This window comes from Ignavibacteriales bacterium (assembly GCA_026390575.1).
In the GTDB taxonomy this organism is placed as follows: Bacteria; Bacteroidota; Ignavibacteria; order UBA10030; family UBA10030; genus Fen-1298.
The window spans coordinates 443,350-456,084 of sequence record JAPLFR010000016.1; the positions used below are offsets into that span (position 1 = coordinate 443,350).

Here is a 12,735-nt window from a genome sequence, read left to right on the forward strand (position 1 = left end):
TGTATAAATCGGGCACATTCATCCCTCATCGACGTTTGTCGATGATCTGATTTTCGGTAACAATAATTGATGTCAGGGAATACGAGAGGAATTTTTGTTATCTATAAAAATAGAGCTTCGCTGTATCATTGTTCACAATGTAGAATATGTTTCTCGCTCTATCGAAAGCAATACCTTCATTCTTTGCATTGGGGAGCAGATATTTAATTATTACACCATGCTGTTTACTCCAGCTAAAAAATGCATTGGTCTCATCGCTTAAAATCCAAAATGTGTCGGTTAACTGATCGTACGAAACATCTGAATAATCGAGCGCAAAATTCAATGGATAGGACTGCGCAATAGCGTATGTGCTATCCAATTCAAACAATACCGATGGATCACGTTCATTGATAATATAAATGATGTGATCTTTACCTATTGTAATTCCTTCCGGACCTTTGTTTGACTTTGAGGAATATGATTCTGCTTTACGAAATAACACGTTTCCATTAAGATCCAGATGCACAATTTCTTTTGTGTATTCATCTACTATCCATAGCGTTGAGTCTGTAACATCAAACGCAATTCCCTCCAGATCAATTCCAGTATAGAGTAATTTCCTTTCGACCTTTCCGGCAGTATCGAGCATATAGACGTGCTGATCGCCTCCACTGACAACCCACATTTTTTGCAGCGTTTCTGAAAAAGCGATTCCTGATGGTTCAGCAAACGGAAGGGTAATTTCTGCAAGCAACTGTAATTCTTTTTGTGGAAAATTCGTTTCCAAAGAATTGCTCTTTTTGCAAGAGACACCTATCATTCCAAGGAAGAGTAGGGAAAATAAAAATTGAGGCGCCTTAAATATGCTCTTCATCTCTAAAAAGATTAATGTATTGAACAGCACTGACACTCTTGAGGTCTTTCACGAATTCAAGATAATCCTTATTTCGCTTGAGGCTGACATAGTAAGAAAATTCTTTTGAAACACCGCCTGACGGACTTTTAATATTAATGAGTTCGAACGAGGAACAGTATGTATGCATAATATTCTTGATCGTTGACACATCGTCGTCGGAATATTGAAGCTGGAGTAAAAATTGTTCGCCCCGGAACATATCCATGTTAATTTTTGACAGGAGATACAGGACAAAAGAAATGAATACCGTCCCCGCGACTGCAATTTTAAAATAGCCCACACCAGCAGCCATCCCGACGGCAAGTCCAAAGAAAATGTACACAATGTCGATCGTATCTTTCACTGCCGTTCTAAAACGGATGATGGAGAGTGCCCCGACCAATCCAAATGCCCGTGCGAGATTATTTCCAATGACCATCAGGACAAGCGAAGTAATAAGAGAAAGGGCTATAATGGAAATGACAAAACTGTTTGAGTACCCGGGTCCTCTATACGTCAAACGATACACCATCGAGATAATCAAACTGCAGAGCAGGCTTATAGTGAAACTGATTATAATCTGCGACAGTGTCGGGGAAAAAAGGTCAATTCCTTGAAGATTCTGCATGGTACTCTATTCCTTTGTTAATACTCATTGCGAACGAATGTATTCATCTTGACAGTCGATGAATCTTGCCTGTCAATCGAGGATGTATATTTTGATACTGCCAAACGTGTCAAATCATATTTTCCAAGTACACGGTTAATCCATTGAGGTAATACTTGAAAAAACTTCACTTCAAAAACAAATTCCGTTCTGTAAACATTTCTCAGGTTGCTTTCATCATAGAGTTCTAAATAGTTATTAACCGACTTACTCCGCAAATTTTTATCAAATGTTATTCTCAATTGTGAGCCAAATTTACACTCAAATGGTTCACGGTCATAGACAACCAATACCTTAGGTTCAAGATGCCTCAATTGATAATAATAATAAAAATATTCGAAGTCATCCTCGCCTCTTTCTATAAGGTTTGGAACATTCTGCGTATTCTTTAACACTTCATGCAAATCATGATAATACATTCCTGCCCGACTTTTCGAAATAAAGTTATCATGTTTACGCTTTATTTCAAAAAATATCTGATTGTTTTCATCCTGAGTATTGTACCCCCTAATTCTGAATTTCTTTCGCGTGTGGAGGCCGTCCAATTTTTCATAATAGCATTTATAGTCATGCGTATCGAGATAAATACTGCGCACGGTATATTCCTTTTCCGGACGCGCTGTCGCATATGCGTCATAATCGAGATATTTTAACAAATCGTTACGCAAATGATCCATTGAACGCAGTGGAACAAGATATTTGTATTCCAACCTGTTTTTCATTTTTTCAACACTATCTTCTTAAGCAATTGTAACGAGTAGTATCAAGGAAAGTGTTATCAATTCTCTAAAAGCGAAATCAAGTATTGTGTGATAGTCACTTTGGGAAGGATAATCTCGCCTCCAATCAAGAGACCGGGCACCATATTTAATTTTTGTGGATCGATAATGATGCGTGCATAAAGAATCTGTACGCCATTAAGAATTTTGACTTCCTTTGAAAGGGAATGTAAAACTCCCGTCACTTCGTCTGGAACATTTCTGAGCTCAATTTGTACTTGTTCACCTTCTCTTAAATACTGTGCGTTTTCAAATCGGACAGGAGCGTAGAGGATAAGCTTTGTTGTATTGTTAACAACAAGTAAAGTATCCTTCGAGTATTCCCTGAGAATATCTCCGGAGATAGGCGACGTGAGCACAAAATCTTTAAGTCTTTTCTTGAGAAGTTCTATCTCGCCAAGGTACGAATCTATCGTCGTCTTCAATACCTTGATATCTTCATTTTTACTACCTGTTAAATATACTTCAAGCTGCGCCCTATCAATTTCATTTTCAATTTCAGCTTGTCTCAGTTCCCAGAGTGCAGCATCATATTCTTCTTTTGAGATATATTCCTTTTTAAAAAGTTCTTTTGTTCTTTCAAATAACAGAGTCTTTTCTTGAGTTTTTGCTTCAGAGTATTTTATTTTTTTCTTCGCTTCATCTATCAAAGCTTGTTTTTCACCTGTACTCTTCGCAACTAAATCTGCTTGTGCTATTAAGATGATGCCTCTCAATTGTGTGAGGCGTTCATGTAATCGGCTCGAATAGACAATACCAACTGTATCACCAGCCATAAGAGAGGTTTTTGATTCTATAGAAGGGACGAAATTAAAGTTCATCGATTCCCCGCGTTCAAACTGAACAACAGAGATGTTGTTAGAAGCACCAGATTTGAAATGAATGACACTGGATACGATCTGGCCTTCTACGCCTTTGGCCAACACCCATTTTTGAATGGGCTGCACCTCAAAATATGTACGTATACTATGAGGAACTTTTACTTCAAACATGATGAGTACAAGAAGGAGACTTACTGCAAGAGAACTAACATAGATACTATTTTTTGATCTTTTTTTAAGCATCGTAATAGAACTGTATGATTATTGGAATCTGTAATTATAAAGAGCAGCGTTGAGTATATATTGAACTGAATGTTATATTTTACAGCTTATCAATACGGTTAAATTGTGTAAAAGAAATTCTTTTATTTTTTTGTTATTCTTGAAAGATACTTGTCCTGGAATATTCCTGACTTATTTGATCCTTATAAGAGAATCCCTTTATTTCAATAAAACGAGTTTTTTGGTTTCAATAAAGGAACCTGCTTGCAAGCGATAAAAGTAAATACCGCTGGGAAATCCAACGGCATTCCAATAAACAGAATGAACGCCGGCCTGTTTTTGTTCATTGACCAATAATGCTATTTCGCGTCCAAGTAAATCAAATATTTTTAATGTTACCATTTTTTTGTCCGGTATGCAAAATGTAATACATGTTGTCGGATTGAAGGGATTGGGGTAATTTTGTTCCAATACATAGGTGGTCGGATGAATTCGTTCTGTTTGTTCTTCCACGCCTGTTACATAGTTTTGTCTTCCGGGCGAACCACCATATTGCCCTGATCTGTTCCAATTTTCCGGAAGTGTATGTCCTTTTTCAGGATCCAATAAAATGAGACTATATCCTTGACCATCTGCTTCGAGAGGCCATGGAGATTGATTTGTGTATGCAACACTATCGACGAGCATACTGTTCGGAGTGAAGAGACGAACCTGGTCTTTTCCTCCAAATCCAAATGGAATATTTCCCGAAAAAGTAATCACATCCGGGTATACCAATTTGAATGCTGCAGTATCGCCACATAATATCCAGTACCCCTGAGCAGGAATTATAGTACCATCAGGAAGACTGAAAGCATGTGCATTATCCTCGTCTTTGATAATCCACCTTGAAATATCTTGATCCGTCGACTGTGGATTGTATAATTCAATCCAATCTTTTGAGTCCATGTTCGTCGGTGCGTTGTACATAATCTCGTTCACCACGATAGAACCGATAGTCAGCGCTGTTGAATCCGCTCTCCCCATATTTGTTCCACGCATCCCCATATGTACTCCAGGTGAACCCGGAAGGAGATAATAATAAGGATCGAATTGCGGTACTCCAGTTATACAAGACGGCGAAGCATCATAAACAGAATCATTGGTCATCGAGTATGAAATATTCAAAGCGCCTGCAACCGGTGCATTCGTACCGTAGAGGTAATTCCAAACGTTGTGATCCCTGTTATGATAGACGATGGTGTTGGTTACTTTTAAGAAATCCTTATAATTTGTACCGGTGTAATTATCGCCAACACGCAGTCCATCGATTCGATTATCAACGGCAACACAGTGATCGACAAACAAAAATGGCCCCTTGCTTACTCCATTGTCCGTCCAGCCGGCTTCAAATCCTTGATCATTTTTCAACGCAACCGTATTAAAGACCATGATCGTATCGCCACCAGAAGCAGCAACACCTTCATGAACAAAATCTTCTAACCAACAGTTGGAAACTTTCAATCGTGAACTATGTTGATCGATGGCATCATCCTTACCCGTAATAAAATAACATCGATCGATGATGGAATATTGTGGATATTTTGGATTTACATAATCGATGTGAAAACCATCGGTATCGATGTCTTCGGTATAACTTGCATTGTTGTCGTCAGGCATATTCATAAGATGGCTATTGGTGTATCGCAACAGCACTCTATGAAATTCTCCACCGTGCCAGACGAATGAAGAGACGGAATTTTGTACGGTTGCTGTGCCATCCTGCATACCGAAGACCTTTCCCGGTGAATAGAGAAAGAAACACTGGTTGAATGTGAATGCCGAATTATTTTTCCCGAAGAATATATGCTGGTGTCCCGTATGCCATCCGTCATTGGTTGGATATCCTTTTGAAAGATCTCCCCCACCATTGAATATCATACAATACTCAAATGTCGCATTTGCATTATCATATTCCATCCCGCCCCAAGGTTCTGATCGATTTTCTGAAGTGATAACAACTGGCTCCTCTGCGCTTCCTTGAACTGTGAATTCTCCTCGGACATAGAAATTGACATACTTTTTCACAATGATCCATGTTCCAGGATGAACAATCAAATGACAACCAACGGGAATTGTAATATCTCCTTCAAGAAGTCTGTCCGCAGTATTATCCCAGATTACTTCTCCCGCTGGAAGATTACCAGAATACGAGAGAGTAGGGACTGTTGAGATCTCGATTTGTTTTCCTGCAGCAGAAACATGAGCATTTTGCACGCTTAACATAAAAGAAGAACTCGCATTGAATTGAACATAGCCCGTCCCAGCTCCCCGCTTTATCGCTATCACAGTATCCGTATGAGCACCATTGAATATTATATTCATCGGCGTTTGCTCAATCGGATTAATTTCTCCGTTTGCATCTCGAATCCGCACTACAAAAGGAAGATATTGCCCTGGCTTTATTCGTTTCGGAGCGATAAGTTCTGCATTCGCAGATCCAATTGGAGTAAATACAGCAGAAATGGTTGTATCACTAGTAAGATTCACGTTGACCGTCTTATTCGCTGTTTGCGAAGTACTTCCCCAGCCGGAGAATTGATATCCTGGATCAGGAAGTGCTGTTACCGTAACTGGTATTCCGCAGAAGTATTTTCCCGACCATGGAGAAGTTGCTATTGTAACGGTATTGACAAGGATCTTGCCGCTCCCGGAAATGTTAACAGTAAGATTCGCTTCTCCGGAAAGACCGAAATATGTCTGAATCTGCTGCCGGAGGATGGCAGGCCGCTGGTTGGCAAAACTCTTTACGGATTCTACATTTATGTTCCATTGAGCAACTGTGTTGTTCCACTTAGCAACATCCGCCGGGATTTCAGATTCAATAATCCCGACTAAAGAATCGATGATCATCGTTACGTTCTCAGGTCGGAATGTGGTATTCAATAAATCAGCGATCCTGTTAATGAACTTAACCCGGTACGATTGATTCTGCAGTAATTTTTTTGTGATGAGTGTGTCGAGATATACATCGATGGGATTATATCGCGTGGTAAACCCATTCCAGGTAACCTCTGTGTATGTGCGATCAGTATCCCATATCGTCCATTCCCATCGTGCATTATCGGTTTTCTGACGGAAGGCAAATGTGCCATATGCATATGATTTATACTCGGTGGCATGAGTCAGTGCCAGAAGGTCGGTGTAATTATCGAGATCAAGAAGTCGGGAAGCTTCCGCAATTTTTGTGTCGCTGACAAACGAGTTGCTGCTGAAGAATCTTACCAACTCATCCCATTTGACCCTGTTGCCGTATTGGGTCTCGAGAGAATCCCATCGCGTTCGAAACATATCTATATCAGAATATCCTTTGTGATCACTGATGTATGCATCGTTAATACTTTCTTTGAGATCGTAGATACCATTGTAACTGTTGTTGAGATAAAGAACAGCGAGACGATCGTAAGGAGAAAGTGCACCCATTGTTCGCCAAAGCTTTCCGACCAGCGGGTCCCGTACAAGTGTCCCCTTATATGGTACCGGTTCCATATTATCATCGTACCCGGAGCGAAGTACAATTTCCGAGAATGAAGTGACAGGATTATCGGGGATCAGCGGATATACCAACCTCTCATTGCCGTACCCTTTTCGAAAGTATGTACGAAACGATTTTTTATGGTAATCCGTAGGACCGGTATTGCCCTGAATCCGCAATCCCAATGGAATATGAAATGCAAGAGATTGATTCTCGAAATATTCCATCTCACCGTACCGCTCCCATGCACGGCCATCCTTGTCATTCACATAAATACCAGTCGCAGGATCGTACAAATTCTTAGGATCGGTCATCAGAGCAAGAACCGGCAAATCGTGATGTGCAACAAAGAATGCTTTAGTCGTTATTTGACTTGGCAGTGTACCTGATTTGAATGATCGAGCTTTGAATATTGAAGTCTGAGTTATCTCCACTGGTATTGTGTACTGAGTTGAAGCTCCCGTAGGATCAGAACCATCGAGCGTAAAGCGGATAGTGTCCCCAATCGCAGCAGGTTGAACTGTAACAGTAAGACTCTGGTAGAAACCCGCTGTTTGATCTATTGTTGGTGGTAAAACGAATGTCTTATAACCCGGTTTATTTGTCCTCCCAGGAGTAAAGTCCGTTATGAACATCCACTGCCCACTGCCATCAGGAGAACGACCGTAAGAAATGTCTCTGAACTGTGACTCATAAGAAATGCTATCAAGAATTGTCGTGTTATCTGTGCCGAGTAATACAATCTGCCCTCTGGCACCAGACAATTTGAAACTTAGGTGATTTGCTCCAAGTCCAGGAAGTTCGTCTGCATACAAGACCAAATATCCATACGCAGGGATAGTCGTCTTCGTCTGTTGCCCGGACGGAATTTGCCAATGATTGTTACTTCCAAGATTGTCAGTTAAATAAAAACCGGCAATATCTATCGACGATGCACTGGAATTATATATTTCGATCCAATCCTCGTAATCTCCATTTGTATTTTCATAGGCAAGTATATTAGAAGCCATGAATTCATTGATGTACAGACTGGAATGCTGTGCAAAACTATTGCAATGAACCGTAAGCATCATTCCGATAAAAAAGAATAATCTTAAATTATACATTCGAAGCGTCCTTATATCTTCCCTTAATTATTTATCTCACAAGAATCATTTGTTTTGTCTGTGCAGATTTGCCGGCAGTTAATTTATAGAAATAGATTCCACTCGGCAATGAAGCAGCATTGAACTCGACGGAATAATACCCTGCTTTTTTTGTTTCATGGACCAACGTGGTCACCTCTCGTCCGAGGATATCATATACCAGCAACGTAACATTGCTCATCTGAGGCAGCTGGTATTTGATCATTGTTGAAGGATTAAACGGATTCGGATAGTTTTGGAATAATGCGAAGTCTTCAGGTTTGCTGCTCATGTGTTGTACATCAGTTGTTAATTGCACGTCTGTTGGTGCAAGGACAATTTCAGTCGTTCCTCCAGCAGGGTTTACGGTGTTTACACCACTCGGCCAGATACCATCTGCATCGGTTGCAGCAGCAATGATAGAACCTGTCAATAGAGAACGCTGCTCAATTCGTCGGACACCATTCGCCAGCGCATTTGGCAGGACAACTCCAAAGGCACCATTTACACCATTTACGTTGGAACCGTAAAAAGACGCATAGCTTTTAGCGGTCGTATTGTCTGTTCCATCGCTCTCCACAAATGACCCAGAAATGGGGCGACCGGTGCCGGTTGTATTGTCATACGTAAAGATAAAATCCTTTGGACTTGCAGAACTTGTGCCTCGGAGACACGTTCCGGTGCTGTCACTGACGGCAGGATCAAGTTTTACTACCCGTACTGAGTCGGTGGTCGTAATTCGTGTCACTGCTGTTGATCCAGCAGCGCCATCATTCAGAATGATACGCATAAAAATGTACTTCCCAGGCACAAACTTACCGCTTCCAGTGGGTTCAATAATAAACCATCCTTCATATGCACCTGTACCATCTGTTGTGAGTGAATCGTAGGTTCCTGCTGTTTTAAGACCTGGATTTGTTGTTCTAACAAAACTACCTGTCTTCGAAGCAAAAATACAGTTTCCTGCACCATTTGCGGTAGCTGCATCTGTCGAAATGACGACTTGATTGTAATAGCGATATATGGCATTTGCCGATAATCCGGATAATCTCGCTCGATACGCGAACGGAATGCGGTTAGCGTTCGTTCCGGTGTTTCCCTGAATGTATTGCGGAAGGACAATGCTTGTAAGTGATTGAGCAATGAGAGAAGTATGAATGAGCATGCTCAGAAATAAAATCCATAACCATTTCTTCATAATTTTTCCGACAGAGATAGTATCAAGAACCATCGACAATTATTTGAACACAGAAAACGAATAATGTGAAACAAGAGCGCACTATTTTACTATCACGAGTTTTTTCGTATCGATGAAAGAACCGATCTGCCCACCAGATTTTTCGTGAGCTTGTAAACGATAAAAATAAACCCCGCTTGAATATTTTGTTGCATCCCATTCAATTGAATGACTTCCGGCAGATTGTTCTTGATTTACCAGCACGGCAACTTCCCGCCCGAGCAAATCGCACACGGTGATCCTGACAGAACTGTTTGCCATCAGCTGATAACCGATCGTTGTTGTTGGATTAAATGGATTCGGAAAATTTTGATTGAGTTGAAATTTACCAGGCGGCCGGCTTGATGCATCCTCTATACCAGTGACTATATCATCTCTCCCCGGTGATCCATGAATGTATAAAGAAGCTCTCCAATAATCAGCTGAATCAGGGTTTCCAAAACCGTTAATATTTTTAGCCACTATCGAATACCCGCTGCCATCCGCCGCATCAGGCCAGGGCGCTTTATCGTTGTAACGAACAGTGAAAAGTGTATCGCCTGCCACGTCGACCAACGTCAGACGCTCTCCGCTATTATCTAACTGTTGGTTATATTCACCGGTGGGAGCGAATCCATATCGCTTCTGGAACATACCGGCGTTCGAAGCCAGTACAATGAAGTTGTTCGGTAAAAGTACGGGCCCATTGGGGAAAGTGTATTCAATGCCTTGTACAAAGTGTGCACCTGCAAGGGATAGAGATGTTGATCCAATATTTTTCAATTCAATAAATTCAAACTCGGTACTACTGATATCTCCTTCAGCGAGCGGATTATAATGAATTTCTGTGATTCTTACTCCACTCAAAGCCTCTCCGGTGTTGAGTAAAATTTCATGTAAAGCACTCCATGTAGTGCCATTTTTCACGCGAGCCTTTATTACCATATTAAAATTGATTGACAATTCAATTTCGTCTCCCGCATCTGTAGCCGACGGACTTGGAGATCCTCCTATGGCGCGCGGATCGGTACCATCGAGTGTGTAGAAAATGGAGCCTACCTGAGATGAATTGTTGTTCACTAAGCGGACTTTGCCACCTGCATGAAGAGCCAAAATGTTATCCTGTATTTCTAGAGTACCAGACATGAACACTGGCGGATCAATTGATGGATAGAGGATGTCGTTCTTAAGCTGTTGAAGAACGACCCCTGTGCGAGTTGGGAAATAAGAATTCATGAGCCATGATACCGCCGGTACCCAATCATCATCTTTGGTGCGCGCAGGATGCACTTTTGTATCTCCCCAACGTGCAGATTCTGCGATCACCGCCGTATCGATCTCACTGCTCCGTGCAGCCATTCGCTGCTGAGAGGCCAGCGGCGTCAGTGCCCCGTGATTGAAAAAATGACGATAGATATGGTCTGAGAATAACACTTGATACTCGATGTTTTTGGAAAGTTTTTCATGGAGAAACTGCGGGTTGAAATACGTTTGGTCGATACTCGTACCGAAATACGGTCCTGTGCGGTCAAGTCCATAATCACTGTTCTCGCTGTATCGTTGATCCATCAAAGTATGTTCCGCATCGTGTATAAAAAACAGAAACCCGTTACGGCCAAGCCGGTCATATATACCGTAAAAGTTATTCGGTCGCTGATTACCCATAAACGCGCTTAATGGTGCATCGAAATTTCCGGTGTAATAAATTATGAGCAAGTAGTCTATCAAATTATCTATGTTAGCAAGAACAGGATAATTGATATTCACCGAACCATCCATGTTCCTTCCTTGCACTTTAAAATATGCCTCGTTTGATACGAACCCCGAACTCGAAGCCGACCAAAGCTGATTATAGATATCGAGAGTTCCATCCGTTGCTTCAATACTATATCCATTATTCATGTCCACTTTTACCACATCATAACCGCTCTTATCACCACCGAAATACGATTCCGCATACGATGCTTCTGATCTTTCTTGAGTCTGATACAAACCCCAATACATACCATTAAGATAAAGATGATATTGACGGCTTCGTGTGTACGGCTGTCCCATGTCGCGCTGGCAGTCGCGGGAAAACAAATCCCTTGTAAAAATAGCAATATGGCTGCCTTGATAACTCCAGGAATAATTCTGTGCCGTTCTGAGATCCACGCAATCAAACTTTGACACTCCTTCATCTCCGAACAGCGGATATTCCAAATTCCCTTTGCCGTATTCTTTCCGGAAGAAGAACCGGAAGGCATGCTTGGGCTGTGCACCGATTCGGCTGTACCCGCCCCGCAGACGCAATCCGCAGCTTATTTGAAAACCAGGTTCTTTTTTATGTGGATCAATCAGTTCGACAGAAGCTGGACGCTCCCACTCAATGCCCCTCCCTGTTGGGTGATTATAAATCCCAGTACTTGCATCGAAAAGATTTCCAATATCGGTATTGATACAAATCGTCGGAATCTGTAACAATGCGTCATCGATCAAATAATTATAGGCCCCGGAATTCACTATATCAGGGTCCATTTCGTAATCCACAGGTGTCGTGCCAAATGATGTTTGAGGCCATGCACCGCCCGGATTTGCCTGATTCCTTACCTGGTCAATAAAAATATAGGTTTGAGATCCAACGTTCGTTACCGGAACCCCATTGATCGTGGCATATGCACGCACAACAACCGCTGGCGTAGATGTTCGATTTTGCGTAAGAGCCGGATCGATTCGAATCGTTGCCGGTGAGGCTATTTCAATCGCGCCCGTATCTTCTCGCGGATCAGATCCGTTTAATGTATAGCGGATAACCGATCCTATAGAATCACTTGATATCGTAAGATCAAAGGGCGACGTAAAGAATCCATGTTCTGCAGAATAATGCGGCATATCTGGAAGTTCCCCGTAATCGATTTCTTCCTTAAATTGGAAGTACGAAATATTATAACCTGCATTATCAACAGTAAGCTTCATGACTTGTAGGCCGGAGTCAAGTTGAATATGCGGAATTTCAACCAATACCCATTGTTGCCACCCCCCTGTGTTCGGCACAGTCTGAATACCTGTTACATCCTTATCATTGAATGAGATGTGGCCGGTACCTCCGGTTAAAGCCGAAGCCAACTGGATTCGCAGAGTGTAATTTCCCGCCTTTGTAACAGAGACCGTATACTCAATCCACTCCCCCGTACTCATCCAACCAACGCTGTACCCACCTGCAGAACAAGTCTCAACATCAACACCCTCGCTCAATCGGAATTGTCCCCCTTGATTCGCCGTGTCAAGATCGTGATACGCTATTCCTTCACCCCCCAGATCATATTCCTCAGCTTCAATTATTCCCGGAATAGAGTGCGGAGTTCCACCATACGGTGCTTGCTGCGCGAAAAGGCTCGGAATCCATAAAACGAAAGAGAAAATATAAAATCGGATCATCAGGTGCGCTTCCTTTCCGTTTTTAAAACCACTTTTGAAGAGTTATTCCACAAATGTTAAATATAATCATAGAAGCATATTATTCAGAAGTCTTACTA

At 41.6% G+C, this 12,735-nt stretch carries 7 protein-coding genes; all 7 read right to left on the reverse strand.

The genetic code is table 11. The annotated features are described in order from the left end of the window. Positions 1–97: 97 nt before the first annotated feature. A complete protein-coding gene (locus tag NTX44_14800; protein MCX6122877.1) occupies positions 98–769 on the reverse strand; it encodes an SdiA-regulated domain-containing protein in 672 nt (223 codons plus the stop codon). 70 nt (positions 770–839) lie between these two features. Next, positions 840–1,505 carry a DUF4956 domain-containing protein gene (locus NTX44_14805; protein MCX6122878.1) on the reverse strand — a complete coding sequence of 222 codons (666 nt, stop codon included), beginning with the start codon at positions 1,503–1,505 and terminating at the stop codon, positions 840–842. Positions 1,506–1,522: 17 nt separating this feature from the next. Next, the gene (locus tag NTX44_14810; protein MCX6122879.1) at positions 1,523–2,266 is read right to left on the reverse strand and encodes a polyphosphate polymerase domain-containing protein; all 744 of its coding nucleotides are present in this window, start codon (positions 2,264–2,266) and stop codon (positions 1,523–1,525) included. A gap of 56 nt (positions 2,267–2,322) precedes the next feature. Beyond that, on the reverse strand, positions 2,323–3,387 hold the full coding sequence (locus NTX44_14815; GenBank protein ID MCX6122880.1) for a hypothetical protein: 1,065 nt from the start codon (positions 3,385–3,387) through the stop codon (positions 2,323–2,325). A gap of 198 nt (positions 3,388–3,585) precedes the next feature. Continuing rightward, positions 3,586–7,986 carry a CotH kinase family protein gene (locus NTX44_14820; protein MCX6122881.1) on the reverse strand — a complete coding sequence of 1,467 codons (4,401 nt, stop codon included), beginning with the start codon at positions 7,984–7,986 and terminating at the stop codon, positions 3,586–3,588. 31 nt (positions 7,987–8,017) lie between these two features. Then, positions 8,018–9,202, reverse strand: coding sequence for a T9SS type A sorting domain-containing protein (locus NTX44_14825; protein MCX6122882.1), 1,185 nt, complete (start codon positions 9,200–9,202; stop codon positions 8,018–8,020). A gap of 81 nt (positions 9,203–9,283) precedes the next feature. Next, a complete protein-coding gene (locus NTX44_14830; GenBank protein MCX6122883.1) occupies positions 9,284–12,637 on the reverse strand; it encodes a carbohydrate-binding protein in 3,354 nt (1,117 codons plus the stop codon). Positions 12,638–12,735: the final 98 nt, after the last annotated feature.